The organism is Pseudomonas paeninsulae, assembly GCF_035621475.1.
GTDB lineage: Bacteria > Pseudomonadota > Gammaproteobacteria > Pseudomonadales > Pseudomonadaceae > Aquipseudomonas > Aquipseudomonas paeninsulae.
Genome location: NZ_CP141799.1, coordinates 4,121,905 through 4,142,314 on the forward strand (window position 1 = coordinate 4,121,905; position 20,410 = coordinate 4,142,314).

The following is a 20,410-nucleotide window of genomic DNA, read 5'->3' on the forward strand; positions in this document are numbered from 1 at the left end:
ATCATGTGGCAGAGCTATATCAATGGTTTGCTGGTCGCCGCCGGGCTGATCATCGCCCTCGGCGCACAGAACGCCTTCGTTCTCGCGCAAAGCCTGCGCCGCGAACATCACCTACCCGTGGCCTTGCTCTGCGTGACCTGCGATGCCCTGCTGGTGACCGCCGGGGTGTTCGGCCTGGCTGCGCTGCTGGCGCAGATCCCGCTGCTACTGGGTGTCGCCCGCTGGGGCGGCGCGGCCTTCCTGCTCTGGTATGGCGCCCAGGCCCTGCTGCGTGCTTGCCGGCCGCAGGGCCTGGAACAAAGGGCAGCCGCCCCGCGCTCGCTACGCACCGTATTACTCGCCGCCCTGGCGGTGACCCTGCTCAACCCCCATGTGTACCTCGATACCGTGCTGTTGATCGGCTCGCTCGGCGCCCAGCAGAGTGTGCCCGGAGCCTATGCCATGGGCGCTGCCAGTGCCTCGCTGGTCTGGTTCCTCAGCCTCGCGCTCGGCGCCGCCTGGCTGGCCCCACAATTGGCACGACCGCTAACCTGGCGCCTGATCGATCTGGCCGTGGCCTTGATGATGTTCACTATCGCCTGGCAGTTGCTGGCCGCTCCCGCCGCCTGAGCCACTTGCCCGACATGCCCGGGGTAGCTGCTTCAAGTTGGTTTCCCACACAGTTCCCGTGTGTTTAAGCCGCGGACCCAGTGCTATGCTTCTGGACTCGCGGCGCAAAGAGATAACTCCCGCCGCAGATATGGCCGCCCGTGATCGGCTTCGCGAACACCGCACCTGACCTGATTAGGAGATCAACCATGGCTTTCGAATTGCCGCCACTGCCGTACGCACATGACGCTCTGCAGCCGCATATTTCCCAGGAAACCCTGGAATTCCACCACGACAAGCACCACAACACCTATGTCGTGAACCTGAACAACCTGGTGCCTGGCACCGAGTTCGAAGGCAAAACCCTGGAAGAGATCGTCAAGACCTCTTCCGGCGGCATCTTCAACAACGCCGCTCAAGTCTGGAACCACACGTTCTACTGGAACTGCATGAAGCCCAACGGCGGCGGTCAACCGACTGGCGCCCTGGCCGACGCGATCAACGCGGCCTTCGGTTCCTTCGACAAGTTCAAGGAAGAGTTCAGCAAAGTATCCATCGGCACCTTCGGTTCCGGCTGGGGCTGGCTGGTGAAGAAAGCCGACGGTTCCCTGGCCCTGGCCAGCACCATCGGTGCCGGCAACCCGCTGACCAGCGGCGACACTCCGCTGCTGACCTGCGACGTCTGGGAACACGCCTACTACATCGACTACCGCAACGTGCGGCCGAAGTACGTCGAAGCGTTCTGGAACCTGGTCAACTGGGACTTCGTAGCGAACAACTACGCAGCCTGAGACCTGCCATTGCGCGAGCCTCAGGGCCAGCGCAGGTAATGAAAAAGCCCGGCTGATCAGCCGGGCTTTTTACTTTCCAGGGCGCGCCGCACAGCCGCGCCACAGCCCCAGCCAACCCCGATGCGGGGAGCACCACCCGCACCTCGCCGCTATACCTGAAAACAGGGTAGGATCAATGCCGGACTCGACATGCTGAGCATGCCGGACGACGACTCGTGGAGCAGGCCGCGACGCAGTGGTCAGTGGTCAGTGGTCAGTGAAATAAATCAGCAGATAGCGCTCAAGTACTCAGCCCTTCGCACCGACATACTAGAGAGGCTGCCAACGCCCTGCGGCAGCCGTGCCAGCGCGGCTCACCCGGTAGATTGTTGCGTATTGATGTAATGGCCCTTTGACGTCAACCGCGAGGTTGCTAATACTCACAGCGGTCTGACGCCTCTGGCATCGAACAAGGAACCGCCATTTGAAGCTGGAACTCAAGAACAGCCTGTCTCTGAAGCTGCTACGTGTAGTACTGCTTTCGGCGCTTGCCGTTGGGGTGGTATTGAGCTGCGCGCAAATTGCCTTCGATGTTTACAAGACCCGCCAGGCAGTGACCAACGATGCCCAGCGCATTCTCGGCATGTTTCGCGACCCCTCGACCCAGGCGGTTTACAGCCTGGATCGCGAAATGGGTATGCAGGTCATCGAAGGCCTGTTCCAGCACGAATCGGTGCGGGTGGCTGCCATCGGCCATCCCAACGAGCCGATGCTTGCGGAAAAATCCCGTGATCTGGCGCAATTGCCCACCCGCTGGCTGACCGACCCGATTCTCGGCCAGGAACAGAGTTTCACCACCAAGCTGGTGGGCCGCGGCCCCTACAGCGAGTATTACGGCGACCTCAGCATCACCCTCGATACCGCACACTACGGCGAGAGCTTCGTCAGCAACTCGGTGATCATCTTCATCGTCGGTGCGCTCCGCGCCCTGGCCATGGGCCTGGTGCTGTTCCTGGTCTACCACTGGCTGCTGACCAAACCGCTGTCGAAAATCATCGAGCACCTCAGTCAGATCAATCCGGATCGGCCCAGCGCACACAAGCTGCCGATGCTCAAAGGCAACGAGAAAAACGAACTGGGCCTGTGGATCAACACCGCCAACCAATTGCTCTCCTCCATAGAACGCAACACGCACCTGCGCCGCGAAGCGGAAAATAGCCTGCTACGCATGGCTCAGTACGACTTCCTCACCGGCCTGCCGAACCGCCAACAACTGCAACAGCAACTCGACCAGATTCTCGGTGATGCCGGCCGTTTGCAACGCCGGGTCGCCGTGCTCTGCGTCGGCCTGGACGACTTCAAGGGTATCAACGAGCAGTTCAGCTACCAGACCGGCGACCAGTTGCTGTTGGCCCTGTCCGATCGCCTGCGCAGCCACGGTGGTCGCCTCGGCGCCCTGGCCCGCCTGGGAGGTGACCAGTTCGCCCTGGTTCAAGCCAACATCGAGCAGCCCTATGAGGCCGCCGAACTGGCGCAAAGCGTGCTGGATGACCTCGAACAACCCTTTATTCTCGACCAGCAGGAAGTGCGCCTGCGCGCCACTATCGGTATCACCCTGTTCCCGGAAGACGGTGACTGCACCGAGAAGCTGCTACAGAAAGCCGAACAGACCATGACCCTGGCCAAGAGCCGCTCACGCAACCGCTACCAGTTCTATATCGCCAGCGTCGACAGCGAGATGCGCCGCCGCCGCGAGCTGGAGAAGGATCTGCGCGAGGCCCTGGCCCTCAACCAACTGTTCCTGGTCTATCAACCGCAAGTGGACTACCGCGATCACCGGATAGTCGGGGTCGAGGCGCTGCTGCGCTGGCAACACCCGCAGCATGGCCTGGTGCCGCCGGATTTGTTCATCCCGCTGGCCGAGCAGAATGGCAGCATCATCGCGATCGGCGAGTGGGTTCTCGACCAAGGCTGCCGACAACTGCGCGAATGGCACGATCAGGGCTTCAGCGAGCTGCGCATGGCGATCAACCTGTCCACCGTGCAGTTGCATCACGCCGAATTGCCGCGAGTGGTCAACAACCTGATGCAGGTCTATCGCCTGCCGCCGCGCAGCCTGGAACTGGAAGTCACCGAAACCGGCCTGATGGAAGACATCAGCACCGCCGCCCAGCACCTGCTCAGCCTGCGCCGCTCCGGCGCACTGATCGCGATTGACGACTTCGGCACCGGCTACTCCTCGCTGAGCTACCTGAAGAGCCTGCCGCTGGACAAGATCAAGATCGACAAGAGCTTCGTCCAGGATCTGCTCGACGACGACGACGACGCCACCATCGTGCGTGCCATCATCCAGCTGGGTAAGAGCCTGGGCATGCAGGTGATCGCCGAGGGAGTGGAAACCATCGAGCAAGAAGCCTACATCATCGCCCAGGGCTGCCATGAAGGTCAGGGCTACCTCTACAGCAAGCCGCTGCCGGCCCGCGAACTAGTACTCTTCCTCAAGCAGGCCCGGCGCCTCAACCAAGCCGCCATCAACCCAGCCACGCTGTAACAGCCCGTAGCCTGCCGACAACCGTACATAGCGGCGGACGGGCGGCGCCCCACTTCAGGCGTGGCGGGCTCTGATAGCAATCTCCGCCTAACCGTCCTACAGCACCCTCACTCCGAGCAACCAGGCCGTCGCCAACGCGCCGACCAAGCAGAGCGCGGCGCCGCCGGCCGCCTGCCAATGGAAATGCCGCGCCAGTTCATCTTCGCCGGCATTGGCCAGAATGAACGGCCGCGACTCGGCAGGCTTGCCCAGATGGTGCTGCGCCGGCTGCGAACTCTCCTGGCGATGTCGGTCCTCAGCTTCCAGTTGCGCGGCCAGGCGCACGCGATTCCACTCCTGCTCATCCAGCCGGCCGTTGCGGTCACTGTCGAAACGCTGCAACAGGCCGCTGAAATCGCCCTTCCACTGACGGATCACCGCGCTCTGTGCTACTTCAAGGTCGCGGGCCTGACGACCGCCACCACTGCTGCGAAAATCGCCAATGGCATACAGCGGCTGGCCGACCTGCAACCGCTCCTCGCTGTAGCGATAGCGCTTGCCGCTGCCCAACCAACTGAGCAACCTGCTTTTCGCCGGCCCCAGCGGGTGGCGCAGGTTGCCTTGCCAGACTTCGCGGATCGCCGGGCGAACCTCGGCGCCGCGCGGATCGATCAGGCAGTCGCCGGTGCCATCGCTCAAGCGCAGCCAGGCTTCACTGCTACCGCTCTCGGCCACCCGCCAACTGCGATTCTTGCCGCTGGACTGGTATTCCTCGATCTTGAAGCGCCACCACAGACAGGGCTTTCCGGTCAGCGGCGCACGCACCGGCGCATCGGCCAGCGCGGCCAGCACGCCATAGAACTCGGCATAGCCCTGGGCCGCCGAGCGGATCTTCGAGGTCGGGGTATCGAGTAGCTGGCGCGCCTGGGACCAGCGTTTCAGGCTCCACCAGGCGCCAGCGAGAGTCGCGCCGCCGCTGAACAGCAGGCTGAGCAACAGCCCTTCGAACGCCACGGCCTAACTGAACAGCGATTTGAGATCGACGTCGGCCTTCTCCGCATCGCTGAACTCCAGCAACTCGCCCGCCTTGAAGGCGAAGGCCCGGGCGATCAATACGTCGGGAAATTGCTCAATGCGCACGTTGTTCAGGTTGACCGCCTCGTTGTACAGCTCGCGGCGATCGGCGATGCCGTTCTCCAGGCCGCTGATGCGCAGCTGCAGATGCTGAAAATTGTCATTGGCCTTCAGTTCCGGGTAGTTCTCGGCCAGCGCAAACAGCTGCCCAAGCCCAACCCGCAAGCCGCTCTCGGCCTTGCCCAGGGCACCCAGATCATGCTGCTCGCGGGCACTGGCGACGGCGTTGCGCGCGGCAATCACCCGCTCCAGGGTACGCCCCTCGTACTGCATGTACTGCTTGCAGGTCTCCACCAGCTTGGGCAACTCTTCGTGGCGCTGCTTGAGCAACACATCGATATTCGCCCAGGCCTTGCTCAGCCCATGCTTCAAGCGCACCAGGGCGTTGTAGAGAATCACCGCATAGGCGGCGATCAGAATCAGAATCACGAGGACGGCAACACTGGTTAGACTCATGCGGCTTGCTCCATAACGGCGGGCCATGACTGCGAGGGGATGCTGGCATTCTAGCGGCATCGGCCTGCTGAGACGGAGATCCGCCGCACGAGTTTATGCGATTTAATCGCAGTAACCCTTTGCGCAAAATGCAAATCTTTCGCATTATGTTGCAGCTTTGCGTACGCATCTGCGTATAGCTCTCATCTCCATGCAAAGGATTTCACCATGATTCGTATGCCCCTGGCTTCCGCCAGCTTGCTGGCCATCGCTATTTCCCTCGCTGGCTGCGGCGAAGACAAGGCACCTGTCAGCCAAACCCCAGCACCTGTCGCCAGCGCCCCGGTAGCCGCGACCAACCACATCGACGAAGCCGCTGCCAGCGCTGTGGTCGTCCACTATGCCGACCTGGCTCTGGCTGTATTCAGCGACGCCGCCAGCACCGGCAAGGCGCTGCAGAGCGCGATCGACGCGCTGCTCGCCAACCCGACTGACGCCACCCTGCAAGCCGCCCGCGCAGCCTGGCTGGCTGCGCGGGTGCCCTACATGCAGTCGGAAGTCTTTCGCTTTGGCAATGCCGTGGTCGACGACTGGGAAGGCCAGCTCAATGCCTGGCCGTTGGACGAAGGCTTGATCGATTACGTGGCAGCCGACTACCAGTCGGCCCTGGGCAATCCTGGCGCCACTGCCAATATCATCGCCAACACGCAACTCCAGGTTGGCGAAGACATGCTCGACGTGACGACGATCACGCCGCAGCTGCTCGCCAGCCTGAATGAGCTGGGTGGCTCCGAAGCTAACGTCGCCACCGGCTACCACGCTATCGAATTCATGCTCTGGGGCCAGGATCTGAATGGCAGCAACCCGGGTGCCGGCGCGCGTCCAGCCACAGACTTCGTGGTCGGCGACGGTGCCACTGGCGGCAACAACGAACGCCGTCGCGCCTTCATCAAGGCTGCCAGCGATCTACTGGTCAGCGACCTCGACGAGATGGTCGGCCAATGGCAGGCCGGTGTGGCGGACAACTACCGCGCCAGCCTGCAAGCCGAACCGGCCGAGAACGGTCTGCGCAAGATGCTCTTCGGCATGGGTAGCCTGTCCCTTGGCGAGCTGGCGGGTGAGCGCATGAAGGTCGCCCTGGAAGCCAACTCCACCGAAGACGAGCAAGACTGCTTCAGCGACAACACCCACAACTCGCATTTCTACGATGGCAAAGGCATTCGTAACGTTTACCTGGGCGAATACCTCAAGGCCGACGGCACGACCCTGACCGGCCCGAGCTTGTCCGCGCTGGTGGCCAAGGTCGACGTCCAGGCCGACAGCACGCTCAAGGCCGACCTCGCAGCGACTGAAGCCAAGTTGCAGGCCCTGGTCGACAGCGCTAACAACGACCAGCATTTTGACCAACTGATCGCGGCTGACAACACCGCAGGCCAGCAGATCGTGCGCGATGCCATCACCGCCCTGGTCAAACAGACCGACGCGATCGAACAGGTCGCTGGCAAGCTGGGCCTCGGCGATCTCAACCCGGACACCGCCGACCACAGCTTCTAAGTTCGCCTGACAACCTGGGCGATCGCACGATCACCCAGGTTGTTCTGCCTGCGACTTTTCACCACCAACGCTAACGCAAATCCGTCTTATTTAAATTCAGCCAGCCTGCTAAGCTTGCCCGCCTGACTTTCCTGCCGTGGACTCCCGTCGATGCGTGCCCCGCTCCCTCACCTGCTACTGGGCCTTCTCCTCGGCCTGGCAGGCTGTGATCAGTCACCCCGTTTCACCCAGGCCGAGCCAGGGGAAGCGCTGTCGGCCGGCACTGCCACCGTGTTCAAGCACGACCACAATGCCTTCTCCCTGCCCTCGGCCAATCTGCCACCCTCACGCCGCCTGGACTTCAGCGTCGGCAACAGCTTTTTCCGCAATCCCTGGGTGACTTCCCCGGCCACCACCACCGCGCGCGACGGCCTGGGCCCGCTGTTCAACACCAACGCCTGCCAGAACTGCCACATCAAGGACGGCCGCGGCCACCCGCCCGCGCCGGATGCCATTAGCGCCGCCTCCATGCTGGTGCGCCTATCGCTACCCGCGGGAAACGAGCACGCCGACATCATCAAGCGCCTGGGCGTGCTTGCCGAACCAACCTACGGCGGCCAACTGCAAGACATGGCTAATCCCGGCGTCGCCCCCGAGGGCAAAGTGCGGGTCAGCTACAGCCTGCACAACCTGTACTTGGCCGATGGCAGCGCGGTTGAGTTGCGCCATCCGCAACTGGACATCAGTCAGCTCGGTTATGGCCCGCTGCATGCGGACACCCGGTTCTCCGCCCGCATCGCCCCGCCGATGATCGGCCTGGGACTGCTCGAAGCCATCCCCGAAGCGGCAATCCTGGCCAATGCCGACCCGAACGACAGCAATGGCGACGGCATCTCCGGACGCGCCAACCGAGTCTGGGATCGGGCGCAGCGGCGCACGGTGCTGGGCCGTTTCGGCTGGAAAGCCGGGCAACCCAGCCTGAATCAGCAAAACGCCGAGGCCTTCGCCAACGACATGGGCCTGACCAGCTCGCTGACCACCCAGGACAACTGCAGCAGCAAGCAAAACGACTGCCGCAACGCTGCCCACGGTGGCACGCCCGAAGTCACCGACAGCATTCTCGCCAGCGTGCTGTTCTACAGCCGCAACCTGGGCGTGCCGGCGCGGCGCGATGTCGATGCGCCGGCGGTACTCGCGGGCAAGAGCCTGTTCCACCAGGCTGGTTGCCAGCGCTGCCACAGCCCACAATTCACCACCGCCAGCGATGCCGCCGAGCCGGAGCTGGCCAACCAGCTGATTCGTCCCTATACCGACCTGCTGCTCCACGACATGGGGGAAGGACTGGCGGATAACCGCAACGAGTTTCTCGCCACTGGTCAAGAATGGCGCACTCCGCCGCTATGGGGCATAGGCCTCACCGAAAGGGTCAGCGGCCATACTCAGTTTCTCCACGACGGCCGGGCGCGCAACCTGCTGGAGGCGATTGCCTGGCACGGCGGCGAAGCCGAAGCGGCCAAACAGAAAGTACTGACTTTTTCAGCCCAGCAGCGTGCCGCGTTGCTGGCTTTCTTGAATTCGCTATAGAGAGCGTGTTTACCAAAGTAGCGAGCGATGGCCAGGCTGATTTCAACGCAGCCGGGCCAAGCGCAGTTAATGTGTAAACACTCACTAAGGAGCTGTGCATGATCCGTTCCCCCCTCACCCTCGCCTTGCTGAGCCTGACACTCGCCGCCTGCTCACCCACTGATCCGCAGCAGAGCGTCAGCAGCGCCCTGACCAACGGCGTACTGCTGCCGGCCTACAGCACCTGGACCGAGGCCAACCGACAGCTGGCCAGCAGCGGCCAGGCCTTCTGCGCCGACCAGCAAAACCTCAGCGATGCACGCCAGGCCTTCCTCACCGCGCAAAGCGCCTGGGCCAGCCTGCAGCCGCTGCTGATCGGCCCGCTGGCCGAGGGCAACCGGGCCTGGCAGGTACAGTTCTGGCCGGACAAGAAGAATCTGGTGGCGCGCCAGGTCGAAGCACTGCTCAAGAACAAACCAGAGCTGACGCCCGCCGACCTGGATAAATCCAGCGTGGTGGTACAAGGTCTGACCGCTTACGAATACCTGGTGTACGACGCGGCCATCGACCTCGGCAATGCCGAGCAGAAGGCCCGTTACTGCCCACTGTTAGTCGCCATCGGTCAGCACCAGCAAGCCCTGGCAACCGACGTACTCGATCGCTGGCAAGCCAAGGACGGGATGGCCGCGCAGCTGCAAGCTTTCCCCAACGAGCGCTACGCCGAGCCTGCCGAAGCCGTCGCCGAGTTGCTGCGCACCCAGGTCAACGCCCTCGACGGTCTGAAAAAGAAACTTGGCACCCCACTCGGTCGACAGAGCAAAGGCCAGCCGCAGCCGTATCAGGCAGAGGCGTGGCGCAGCAAGGCCAGCCTGGCCAACCTGGCGGCCGGCCTGGCCAGCGCCGAACGCATCTGGCGTGGTGCTGAGCAGGACGGCGTGCAAGCCCTGCTGAGCAGTGATCAGGTAGCCCTGCAACAACGCATCGACACCGCCTACAGCGATACCCGCCAACGCCTTGCCGCCCTGCAACGTCCACTCGGCGAGCTGCTCGCCGACCCGGCCGGTCGCAGCGAGCTGAACGCGCTGTACGACAGCCTCAATGCCTTGCACCGCCTGCATGAAACCGAGCTGGCGAAAGCCCTCGGCATCCAGATGGGTTTCAACTCCCACGATGGCGACTAGGAGAAGCCCCTGATGAAACGCAGAGCCTTTCTCGGCCTGACTGGCGCGACCCTGGCCGCCACCGCAGCGGCCGCCGGTGCCTATGCTGGCTGGACCCTGAGCGACAACGGCGCTCAGCCACTGCTGCTGTCGGCGCGTAACGATGCCGCCGGCAAACACTATGCAGTGGGCTATCGCCTGGACGGCAGCCAGGTATTCGCCACCCAGGTCAGCGAACGCTGTCACGATGTGGTGCCACACCCCAGTCGGCCGCTGGCGCTGTTCGTCGGTCGCAGGCCCAGCACCCAGAGCTACCTGATCGATACCCGCGACGGCCGCCTGCTGCAAACCCTGCACACTCCGGCACAACGGCACTTCTTCGGCCATGCGGTATTCCACAAAGACGGTGAGTGGCTGTACACCACCGAGAACGACACCAGCGATCCCGGCCGCGGGGTGCTTGGCGTCTATCGTCTGGACGGCCAGCGGCTGCAGCGCAGCGATGAGCTGTCGAGCTACGGCCTGGGTCCGCACCAACTGCTCTGGCTGGCCGATGGTGAAACCCTGGTGATCGCTAATGGCGGTATCCGCACCGAAGCCGACAGCCGAGTGGAAATGAACCTCGACACCATGGAGTCCAGCCTGGTCTTGCTCCAGCGCGACGGCACTCTGCTCAGCAAGGAGCAGCTTCCCGAACGCATGAACAGCGTGCGTCACCTGGCGGTTGCCAGCGACGGCACGGTGGTCAGCGGCCAGCAATACATGGGCGAAGCCGGCGATGCGGCGCCACTGCTGGCGATCAAACGCCCCGGCCAAGCCTTCCAGCCCTTCCCCCTGGCCGAGGCGCAGCGTCTGGCGATGAACCAGTACACCGCCAGCGTGGCGATCAACAGCGAACTGCGCTTGCTGGCACTGACTGCGCCGCGCGGCAACCGGGTATTCATCTGGGACCTGGACAGTGCCGAACTGCGCCTGGATGCAGCACTAGCCGATTGCGCCGGCGTCGGCGCGGTGGCCGAGGGGTTCGTGGTCAGCGCGGGGATTGGCCGCTGTCGCCGCTACGATTGTCGCGGCGAGCGCATTTTGACTCAGCCGCTGCAACTGCCGGCGGGCCTTTGGGATAACCATCTACGTTTGGCCTAGCAGCGGTAGCGCCCCCTCTAAACTCAGGCCCGATTAGCGCTCAAGAATAGCGGCGCAGCGCCGACAACCCCGGCTAACAGTACCCCCCGCGCCGCTTTGCCTCACATGGAAGTCACAACGCCTCGATAACCTGGCGGCCCGGACTCTGACTTCCTTCGCTACGACGAGGCATAGAGCATGTTAAAAAATTCACTACGCGCGCAGATTCTTACCCTCCTGGGTAGCAGCCTGTTGCTGGTTCTGTTGGTCGCACTGGCCAGCTTCAGCTTCCTCTCCAATGGCATCGACGCTTACCGCGGCCTGATCAACGGACCTCTGCACGCCTCCCGGCTGGTGGACAGTGCCAACGTCGAGTTCAAAACCCAGGTTCAGGAGTGGAAGAACGTCCTGCTGCGTGGCAAGAACCCGGCCGACCGGGATAAATACTGGGAACGCTTCCAGGCGCAGGAAAGCACGGTTCAGGCTGTGCTGGGGCAACTGCTTGAGGTCGCCGACCGCCAACAGATTGCCGGTCTGAATCGCCAGGTCGAGCAGCTGCGCAACGAACACCAGAGCATGGGTCGTGCGTACCACCAGGGCTATAACGCCTTTGTCGCGGCGGGGGCCGACCCGACCGTGGGCGATGCAGCGGTCAAAGGTATCGACCGGGCGGCCAGCGAGCAGATGAGCACATTGGTACAACAACTCGGCGAACAAGGCCTGGTCCAGTCGGCGACGATCAGTGCCGCGGCCGATCGCACCCTGCAAATTGGTTTTGCGGTCATGCTGCTGTCCAGCCTGGCGGTCGGTTTGTTCAGCCTGTGGCTGGTCAACCGCAGCCTGATCAACCCGATTCGCGAGCTGATCGAGCACATTACCCAGCTCAGCCACGGCAACTTCGGCCAGCAGGTCGATAGCCGCCGTCACGACGAGCTCGGCCACCTGGCCGTGGCCGCCAACACCTTGCGCGATTTTCTTGCCGACACCTTCGCCCGCCTGCAGCGCAGCACCGCCGACCTGGACAACGCCAGCGGCGACCTGAACACCATCGCCACCCTGATGGCTCAAGGCACCCGCGACCAATTCTCGCGCACCGACCAGGTCGCCACCGCCATGCACGAAATGTCCGCCACCGCCCAGGAAGTCGCACGTCACGCCGCCGAAGCCGCGAGCGCGGCGGACGACGCCGACCGTTCCGCACAGCAGGGCGGACAAGTCATGCAGTCGACCATCAGCTCTATCACCGCGATGCGCGGCGAGATCGCCAACACTGCCGAAGTGCTCCGTCGCCTGGAAACTGACAGCGGCCGTATCGGCAAGGTACTCGAAGTGATCCGCGGAATTGCCGACCAGACCAACCTGCTGGCCCTCAACGCCGCCATCGAGGCCGCTCGCGCAGGCGAGGCCGGCCGTGGCTTCGCCGTGGTCGCCGATGAAGTGCGCACCCTGGCCCAGCGCACCGCCGAGTCCACCGCCGAGATTCACCAGATCATCGACACGGTGCAGACCGGCGCGGTGAATGCCGTGCGCGCCATCGAGAGTGGCCAGAGCCGCAGTGACGAAGGCGTCGAACAGGTGACCGAAGCCGGCGTCATGCTGCAGCGCATCACCCAGGCGGTGGAAGCGATCCGCGACATGAATCGGCAGATCGCCACGGCCGCCGAAGAGCAGACCTCGGTAGCCGAAGACATTTCGCGCAACCTCACCGAAATCACCTCAATCGCTACCACCAACCAGGAAAATGTCCAGCGCACCGAAGCCGCCAGCCAGAACCTCAACGAGCTGTCCGGGCAACTCAGCGAAGTCACCCGCCGCCTGAGCGCGTAACGCCCAGCCACTGCCCCCGCTGACGGGGGCAGTTTCCCAGCGTATCCAGCGCCCCCCTCCTTAGTCGCTCGCGACTCTTGCGCAGCGCTCTGCGCGCAGGGTACAGCCCCGCCTGAGCAATCGCCTCGAACCTGCGGCAAAGCGCCGGCACGCAAGCCCAAGTCCACTGGCTGAGCATGCATTTCAGCAGCAAAATAGTGCGTGGCAACTTCTCGCAAAGCGACGCTTTGACTTGCTTCGGCCGGGGTACTAAGGTGCTTTCCTTGCCTATTCCCAGGCCTCCACTTGTCTTGCCAAGGAACCGGAATATGTTGCTCCGCCGCATGCTTATCATGCTGGGCGTCGTAGCCCTCGTGGTGCTCGCCCTCGCCGCCTACAAAGGCTGGTCCATTTACCAGCAGGTCCAACAGTTCTCGCAGCCGCAACCGGCTATCAGCGTGGCCGCAGAACAGGCCGTGGAACGTCCGTGGCAGAGCCGCTTGCCGGCCATCGGCACACTCAAAGCCTTCCAGGGCATCGACCTGACCGTGGAAGTCGGCGGCATCGTCCGCAAAGTGCTGTTCAACTCCGGCGAAAAGGTCGCACGCGACCAGCCACTGCTGCAGATGGACAGCGATGTCGAGCGGGCCATCCTGGCGACCGCAAAAGCCGAAAGAGGCCTGGCCCGTGTCGAGTTCGAGCGCGGACGCAGCCTGGTCAGCCGGCAGAATATTTCCAAGAGCGCATTCGACACGCTCTCCGCCGAGCTGCAAAAAGCCAACGCCAGCGTCGCCCAGTTACAAGCCACCCTGGCGAAGAAACGCATCCTCGCCCCCTTCGCCGGCACCATCGGCATCCGCCAGGTGGACCTCGGCGACTACCTGGCGCCCGGCGCCACCATCGCCACCCTGCAGGACCTGTCCAGGCTCTACCTCGACTTCTTCCTGCCCGAGCAGGTCGTGCCGCAACTGGCCGTCGGCGAGCGTGTGCGCTTCAGCGTCACGGCCTACCCGGGCGAGGTATTCGAGGGCACGATCGCGGCGATCAATCCCAAGGTCGAAGACACCACGCGCAACGTCCAGGTACGCGCCCAGCTGGATAACCCCGACGACAAGCTGCTACCGGGCATGTTCGCCAACCTGGAGGTGCTTCTGCCGGGTGAGCGCCAGCGCGTCGTGGTGCCGGAAACCGCCATCACCTACACCCTCTACGGCAACTCGGTTTACGTGATCGAAGAGCAAAAAGACCCGGATGGCCAGGAGGGCAAAGATCCGCAAGGGCAAACCCAACTCGTCGTGGAACGTCGCTTCGTCGAAACCGGTGAGCGCCGCACGGGACATGTGGTGATTATCAAGGGTTTGCAAGCCGGTGAGCGGGTCGTCACCGCCGGGCAGCTCAAGCTGGATAACGGTGCCCAGGTCTCGCTCGCCGCCCCCCCGGCCAATGCGCCCAGCCAGCCCAGCGCTGAACAGTAAGCCGACGCTGGCGTAAAGGAACTTACCTATGGCTTTTACCGATCCCTTCATCCGTCGGCCGGTGCTGGCAACCGTGGTCAGCCTGCTGATCATCCTGCTCGGCCTGCAGGCGTTCAGCAAACTGACCATCCGTCAGTACCCGCAGCTGGAAAACGCCCTGATCACGGTGACCACCGCCTACCCCGGGGCCAACGCCGAAACCATCCAGGGCTACATCACCCAGCCGCTGCAACAGAGCCTGGCCAGCGCCGACGGCATCGACTACATGACTTCGGTCAGTCGGCAGAACGTGTCGATCGTCTCCATCTACGCGCGCATCGGTGCCGACAGCGACCGTTTGTTCACCGAACTGCTGGCCAAGGCCAACGAGGTGAAGAACCAGCTGCCGCAGGATGCCCAAGACCCGGTGCTGTCCAAGGAGGCCGCCGACGCCTCGGCGCTGATGTACATCAGTTTCTACAGCGAGCAGTTGTCCAACCCACAGATCACCGACTACCTGTCCCGGGTCATCCAGCCCAAGCTGGCCACCCTGCCCGGCATGGCCGAGGCGGAAATCCTCGGCAATCAGGTGTTCGCCATGCGCCTGTGGCTCGACCCGGTGAAACTGGCGGCCTATGGCGTCACCGCCAGCGACGTCAACGACGCCGTGCGCGATTACAACTTCCTCGCCGCTGCCGGCGAAGTGAAAGGCGAGTATGTAGTCACCAGCATCAACGCCGAAACCGACCTGAAGTCCGTCGACGCCTTCGCCGCCATTCCACTGAAGACCGTCGGTGACAGCCGGGTGCTGCTGCGCGACGTGGCACGGGTGGAGATGGGCGCGGAGAACTACGACTCGGTCAGTTCGTTCGATGGCATTCCTTCGGTGTATATCGGCGTCAAGGGCACGCCGGGCGCCAATCCGCTGGACGTGATCAGGGAAGTGCGCAAGCTCATGCCTGAGCTGGAAGCCCAGCTGCCGCCCAACCTCAAGGTCTCCATCGCCTACGACGCTACGCTGTTTATCCAGGCCTCGATCGACGAGGTGGTGAAAACCCTGTTCGAGGCGGTGCTGATCGTTATCGTGGTGGTGTTCCTGTTCCTCGGGGCGCTACGTTCGGTACTGATCCCGGTGATCACCATCCCGCTGTCGATGATCGGCGTGCTGTTCTTCATGCAGCTGATGGGGTACTCAATCAACTTGTTGACGTTGCTGGCCATGGTGCTGGCCATCGGTCTGGTGGTGGACGACGCCATCGTCGTGGTGGAAAACATCCACCGGCATATCGAAGAGGGCAAGACGCCGTTCGATGCGGCCATCGAAGGTGCACGCGAGATCGCCGTGCCGGTGGTGTCGATGACCATCACCCTGGCCGCGGTCTATGCGCCGATCGGCTTCCTCGAAGGCCTCACCGGTGCATTGTTCAAGGAGTTCGCCCTGACCCTGGCCGGCGCCGTGATCATCTCCGGCATCGTCGCCCTGACCCTGTCGCCGATGATGTGCGCCAAGCTGCTGCGCCACGACGAGAACCCCTCCGGGCTGGCGCACCGCCTCGACCTGATATTCGACAAGCTCAAGCGCCGCTACCAACGTGCCCTGCACGGCACCCTGGAGGCGCGGCCGGTGGTGGTGGTGTTCGCCCTCATCGTCATGGCGCTGATCCCCGTGCTGCTCAACTTCACCAAGAGCGAACTGGCCCCGGAGGAAGACCAGGGCATCATCTTCATGATCGCCAACGCCCCACAACCGACCAACATCGAGTACCTGAACAAGTACACCGATGAGTTCGTGGCGATCTTCAAGGAGTTTCCCGAGTACTACTCGTCGTTCCAGATCAACGGCTTCAATGGTGTGCAATCGGGCATTGGCGGTTTCTTGCTGACCCCCTGGAGCGATCGCGAACGCACCCAGATGGAGTTGCTCCCCGAAGTACAGGGGCGCCTGGCGCAGATACCCGGCCTGCAGATTTTCGGCTTCAACCTGCCCTCCCTGCCCGGCACCGGCCAGGGCCTGCCCTTCCAGTTCGTGATCAACACGCCCAACGACTACGAGTCGCTGCTGCAGGTGACCGAGAAGATCAAGCAGCGCGCGCTGGAGTCGGGCAAGTTCGCCTTCCTCGACGTCGACCTGGCCTTCGACAAGCCGGAAGTGGTGGTCGAGATCGACCGCCAGAAAGCCGCGCAGATGGACGTGTCGATGCAGGACCTCGGCTTGACCCTGGCCAGCCTGCTCGGCGAGGGCGAGATCAACCGTTTCACCATCGACGGTCGCAGCTACAAGGTGATCGCCCAGGTCGAACGTGCCTACCGCGACAATCCGGGCTGGCTCGGCAGTTATTACGTGAAGAGCAAGAGCGGCGCGATGCTGCCCCTGTCGACCCTGATCACGGTCAGCGACCGCGCCCGGCCGACTCAGCTGAACCAGTTCCAGCAGCTCAACTCGGCGATCATCCAGGGCGTGCCGATTGTCAGCATGGGCGAAGCCATCGACAGCCTGCGGCAGATCGCCGAGGAGGAGGCGCCGCAAGGCTACGCCTTCGACTATGCCGGTGCCTCGCGCCAGTTCGTGCAGGAAGGCAGCGCGTTGTACCAGACCTTCGGCCTGGCGCTGGCGCTGATCTTCCTGGTCCTGGCCGCGCAGTTCGAGAGCTTCCGCGATCCGCTGGTGATTCTGGTGACCGTGCCGCTGTCGATCTGTGGCGCCTTGATCCCGCTGTTCCTCGGCCTGTCCAGCATGAACATCTACACCCAGGTCGGGCTGGTCACGCTGATTGGCCTGATCACCAAACACGGCATCCTGATCGTCGAGTTCGCCAATCAGCTGCGCCGCGAGAAAGGCTTGTCGCGCCGCGCCGCGGTCGAGGAAGCCGCATCGATCCGCCTGCGCCCGGTGCTGATGACCACCGCCGCCATGGTCTTCGGCATGGTGCCGTTGATCCTCGCCAGCGGCGCCGGCGCGGTGAGCCGTTTCGATATCGGCCTGGTAATCGCCACCGGCATGTCGGTGGGTACCCTGTTCACCCTGTTCGTGCTGCCCTGCGTCTACAGCCTGCTGGCCAAGCCGGACGCCGAGCCCGCGCCGACGCCGACAGCCGTAATTGAGTCTTGACCAGGCAGCGCCCAGGGCACTTGAGTGCGTGACCCGGGGAGATAACCTTGGCTTTGGTCAGCAGGCTAGTGGGCCGCCCCGGGAATGACGACAAAGCGTTTGAAGGGCTGAGCCAGGGCAAGTCATCAGAAAAGCCAATGCCGTGCACTTGAGGCAAGTGCACGGCATTGGCAGCGCAGCAGGTTTGTCAGACAGGCCGTTAGCTCATTTATGGCCGGCCAGGCTCTGCGACAGGCTGAACATGAACAGCAGCAAATCCTTATCTGGAGCAAGTTGTTGCATCGCTGCGCTGGCTTTGCGTGGCAGCGGGCAGTGCTCCGAGCTACTGGCGTTGCCCAGCATGACCGGACCCGGCTCATGCCAGGCGGCTGCGGCCAATGAGGCCACACCCAGCGCGGCAATCAGAAAAACTCCTCTAGCAACTTCTAACTTCATAATCGCAACCCCTTGATAGCGCTGCCAAACGCTTGCTGGTAAAGGTAGACCAATCGCTCCCAATCACCAGCACTCCACGACGAATGGCGCTGAAGCTGCAGCATGTCGTGACGGGCGGCCTGCCACTTGGTGATACGCCGCCGGCTTTTTTCCAGGTCCAACAAGGCCGTTTCAATTTCGACACGCTCGCCCACCTGCTCGACTCGCACAAACAGATGCTTTTGATAGAGAGAACCATGCTGCCAGCCCGCCCGGTGAAACCGCGCCAGCATACCGGCCACTTGTTTCAGTAATTGCTCATTCACCGCTACGCCGAAACGCTCACGGCCACCGCCGGCATACCAATGATTGATCTCCTGAAAGCCTTTAAGCTCTTCCGACACCAGCAAACCACGCCAGAGCCCGGCAGCATCGCGCCGCACGTCGCAATAGAGCAGGCTCGGCACCTTGACCCCAATTAGCGGCAGGGCCAACAAGGCATCGCGCTCACGCAGCACTGTGGGCCGACCGAAGGGGTAACGCAGACTGCGATAGATATGCCCCACCTGGCGCTTGGCATAGAGCATCTGACCGTCGTCCTGGCGCAGACGCTGTACGCCGCTCTGGCCACCGCGTCGATGATTCGGCTCTTCGACCCATTCACCCTGCCGTTGCCACCATTGTTCGAAGCCCATCGCTGCTGTCATTTCATCCGCCTGTAAATCAAACCGCTACCTTCGCGAACGTGAGCAAGAGTCCGGGCAGTCACCATCCGTAACAAAGAACCCGTGGGTAACCCATCACCATCTCTACGCATTCATGCAGCAAGCCTGGACGGTCCCGACTGCATGGCCGCATGCGAGGCAGTGCCTGGCAAGTGGCCACAAGAGTGAAACTTGCAGAAATTTCCACACCATAAAACCATGTAGCGCCGGATCAGTCTGCTGCCCGTTAACGCTCATGCAGCTATCCGTGCCTACCCACAGTACATCACTGAAAATCATCGGTCCGTAAAACCATCGCCAATTCAGCCAGGACAAGCATGACCTGGCTTTATCTGCGCCCAATAAAAAAACCCGCGCCGAGGCGCGGGTTTTTCAAGGACTGCTGGGGAGCAGGCTGGCTTACATCATGCCGCCCATACCACCCATGCCGCCCATGTCCGGCATGCCGCCGCCGGATTGCTTGTCGTCGACAATCTCAGCGATCATCGCTTCGGTAGTGATCATCAGGCTGGCAATCGAAGAGGCTGCCTGCAACGCCGAACGGGTCACTTTAGCCGGGTCGAGGATGCCCATTTCGATCATGTCGCCGTACTCGCCGGTCGCGGCGTTGTAACCGTAGTTACCCGTACCTTGCTTGACCTTGTCGACCACAACGCTCGGCTCGTCACCGGAGTTGGCAACGATCTGACGCAGCGGCGCTTCGACAGCGCGACGCAGCAGAGCGATACCGACGTCCTGATCGGCATTCTCGCCTTTCAGTTCGCTGATAGCCTGCAGGGCACGTACCAGGGCCACACCGCCGCCAGGTACAACGCCTTCTTCAACGGCTGCACGGGTGGCGTGCAAGGCGTCTTCAACGCGGGCTTTCTTCTCTTTCATTTCGACTTCGGAACCAGCGCCGACCTTGATTACGGCAACACCGCCGGCCAGTTTGGCCAGACGCTCTTGCAGCTTCTCTTTGTCGTAGTCGGACGAAGTGTCTTCGACCTGCTTGCGGATCTGGGCGACGCGCGCCTGGATGTCGGTTTGCACGCCAGCACCGTCGATGATGGTGGTGTTTTCCTTGTTGAGGATGACCCGCTTGGCGTTACCCAGGTGCTCCAGGGTGGCGCTTTCCAGGCTCAGACCAACTTCTTCGGAAATTACGGTACCGCCGGTGAGGATGGCGATGTCCTGCAGCATGGCCTTGCGACGATCGCCGAAGCCCGGTGCCTTGACGGCAGCGACCTTGACGATACCGCGCATGTTGTTCACTACCAGAGTCGCCAGGGCTTCGCCTTCAACGTCTTCGGCGACGATCAGCAGCGGACGGCCAGCCTTAGCTACGGCTTCCAGTACTGGCAGCATTTCGCGGATATTGGAGATCTTCTTGTCGACCAACAGGATCAACGGAGTGTCGAGCTCGGCGACCATGGTGTCCGGCTTGTTGATGAAGTACGGCGACAGGTAGCCACGGTCGAACTGCATGCCTTCTACAACCGACAGTTCGTTTTCCAGGCCCGTGCCTTCTTCAACGGTGATCACACCTTCTTTACCGACTTTACCCATGGCTTCGGCAATGATGTCGCCGATGGAGGAGTCGGAGTTGGCGGAGATGGTACCGACCTGGGCAATCGCCTTGGTGTCGGAGCACGGCTTGGACAGGGCCTTGATTTCTTTGACGATGGCGATGGTCGCCTTGTCGATGCCGCGCTTCAGGTCCATCGGGTTCATGCCGGCAGCGACGGCTTTCAGGCCTTCGTTGACGATCGACTGAGCCAGGACGGTGGCAGTGGTGGTGCCGTCGCCAGCGTCATCGTTGGCACGCGAAGCCACGTCTTTGACCAGCTGGGCGCCCATGTTTTCGAAGCGATCTTTCAGCTCGATTTCTTTGGCAACGGAAACGCCGTCCTTGGTGATGGTCGGAGCGCCGAAGCTCTTCTCGATGATCACGTTACGGCCTTTTGGCCCGAGGGTCGCTTTAACGGCATCAGCCAGGACGTTTACACCGGCGAGCATTTTCTTGCGGGCGGAGTCGCCGAACTTAACTTCTTTAGCAGCCATGATGGATATTCCTCAAAATTCGTT

Annotated in this window: 15 protein-coding genes; 10 read left to right on the forward strand and 5 right to left on the reverse strand. The window is 62.6% G+C overall.

Going from position 1 to position 20,410, the window contains the following annotated elements; all coding sequences use genetic code 11:
• Positions 1-3 precede the first annotated feature (3 nt).
• The 3 genes from VCJ09_RS19015 (at position 4) to VCJ09_RS19025 (ending at position 3,909) form a co-directional block, all read left to right on the forward strand.
• Positions 4-609, forward strand: coding sequence for a LysE/ArgO family amino acid transporter (locus VCJ09_RS19015; RefSeq protein ID WP_324731635.1), 606 nt, complete (start codon positions 4-6; stop codon positions 607-609).
• A gap of 188 nt (positions 610-797) precedes the next feature.
• Positions 798-1,379: a superoxide dismutase gene (locus VCJ09_RS19020; protein WP_079203054.1), complete on the forward strand. Its 582-nt coding sequence runs from the start codon at positions 798-800 to the stop codon at positions 1,377-1,379.
• 463 nt (positions 1,380-1,842) lie between these two features.
• A complete protein-coding gene (locus VCJ09_RS19025; RefSeq protein WP_324731636.1) occupies positions 1,843-3,909 on the forward strand; it encodes a putative bifunctional diguanylate cyclase/phosphodiesterase in 2,067 nt (688 codons plus the stop codon).
• Between the two features lie 96 nt (positions 3,910-4,005).
• Here VCJ09_RS19025 and VCJ09_RS19030 read toward each other — a convergent pair whose 3' ends face one another.
• Both VCJ09_RS19030 and VCJ09_RS19035 read right to left on the reverse strand, forming a co-directional pair.
• A complete protein-coding gene (locus VCJ09_RS19030) occupies positions 4,006-4,902 on the reverse strand; it encodes a GIDE domain-containing protein (RefSeq protein ID WP_324731637.1) in 897 nt (298 codons plus the stop codon).
• Between the two features lie 3 nt (positions 4,903-4,905).
• On the reverse strand, positions 4,906-5,478 hold the full coding sequence (locus VCJ09_RS19035; protein WP_324731638.1) for a LemA family protein: 573 nt from the start codon (positions 5,476-5,478) through the stop codon (positions 4,906-4,908).
• Positions 5,479-5,685: 207 nt separating this feature from the next.
• Here VCJ09_RS19035 and VCJ09_RS19040 point away from each other — a divergent pair, with 207 nt between their 5' ends.
• The 7 genes from VCJ09_RS19040 to VCJ09_RS19070 all read left to right on the forward strand — a co-directional run bounded on the left by VCJ09_RS19040 (position 5,686) and on the right by VCJ09_RS19070 (position 17,204).
• Complete coding sequence (locus VCJ09_RS19040) at positions 5,686-7,011, forward strand: imelysin family protein (RefSeq protein WP_324731639.1); 1,326 nt, start codon at positions 5,686-5,688, stop codon at positions 7,009-7,011.
• 150 nt (positions 7,012-7,161) lie between these two features.
• Positions 7,162-8,574, forward strand: a complete 1,413-nt coding sequence (locus VCJ09_RS19045) for a di-heme oxidoreductase family protein (RefSeq protein ID WP_324731640.1) — start codon at positions 7,162-7,164, stop codon at positions 8,572-8,574.
• A 98-nt stretch (positions 8,575-8,672) separates the two neighbouring features.
• A complete protein-coding gene (locus VCJ09_RS19050) occupies positions 8,673-9,734 on the forward strand; it encodes an imelysin family protein (protein ID WP_324731641.1) in 1,062 nt (353 codons plus the stop codon).
• Positions 9,735-9,746: 12 nt separating this feature from the next.
• Positions 9,747-10,856: a DUF1513 domain-containing protein gene (locus tag VCJ09_RS19055; protein WP_324731642.1), complete on the forward strand. Its 1,110-nt coding sequence runs from the start codon at positions 9,747-9,749 to the stop codon at positions 10,854-10,856.
• Positions 10,857-11,033: 177 nt separating this feature from the next.
• On the forward strand, positions 11,034-12,662 hold the full coding sequence (locus VCJ09_RS19060; protein ID WP_324731643.1) for a methyl-accepting chemotaxis protein: 1,629 nt from the start codon (positions 11,034-11,036) through the stop codon (positions 12,660-12,662).
• 308 nt (positions 12,663-12,970) lie between these two features.
• The gene (locus VCJ09_RS19065) at positions 12,971-14,116 is read left to right on the forward strand and encodes an efflux RND transporter periplasmic adaptor subunit (RefSeq protein WP_324731644.1); all 1,146 of its coding nucleotides are present in this window, start codon (positions 12,971-12,973) and stop codon (positions 14,114-14,116) included.
• A gap of 28 nt (positions 14,117-14,144) precedes the next feature.
• The gene (locus VCJ09_RS19070) at positions 14,145-17,204 is read left to right on the forward strand and encodes a multidrug efflux RND transporter permease subunit (protein WP_324731645.1); all 3,060 of its coding nucleotides are present in this window, start codon (positions 14,145-14,147) and stop codon (positions 17,202-17,204) included.
• A 204-nt stretch (positions 17,205-17,408) separates the two neighbouring features.
• On the opposite strand, the gene VCJ09_RS19075 is transcribed toward VCJ09_RS19070, so the two are convergent.
• From VCJ09_RS19075 to groL, 3 genes are all read right to left on the reverse strand, one after another.
• The gene (locus tag VCJ09_RS19075) at positions 17,409-17,639 is read right to left on the reverse strand and encodes a hypothetical protein (protein ID WP_324731646.1); all 231 of its coding nucleotides are present in this window, start codon (positions 17,637-17,639) and stop codon (positions 17,409-17,411) included.
• The gene (locus VCJ09_RS19080) at positions 17,636-18,325 is read right to left on the reverse strand and encodes a lipopolysaccharide kinase InaA family protein (protein ID WP_324731647.1); all 690 of its coding nucleotides are present in this window, start codon (positions 18,323-18,325) and stop codon (positions 17,636-17,638) included. The genes VCJ09_RS19075 and VCJ09_RS19080 overlap by 4 nt, the downstream gene beginning before the upstream one ends.
• A gap of 417 nt (positions 18,326-18,742) precedes the next feature.
• On the reverse strand, positions 18,743-20,386 hold the full coding sequence (gene groL, locus VCJ09_RS19085) for a chaperonin GroEL (RefSeq protein WP_324731648.1): 1,644 nt from the start codon (positions 20,384-20,386) through the stop codon (positions 18,743-18,745).
• Positions 20,387-20,410: the final 24 nt, after the last annotated feature.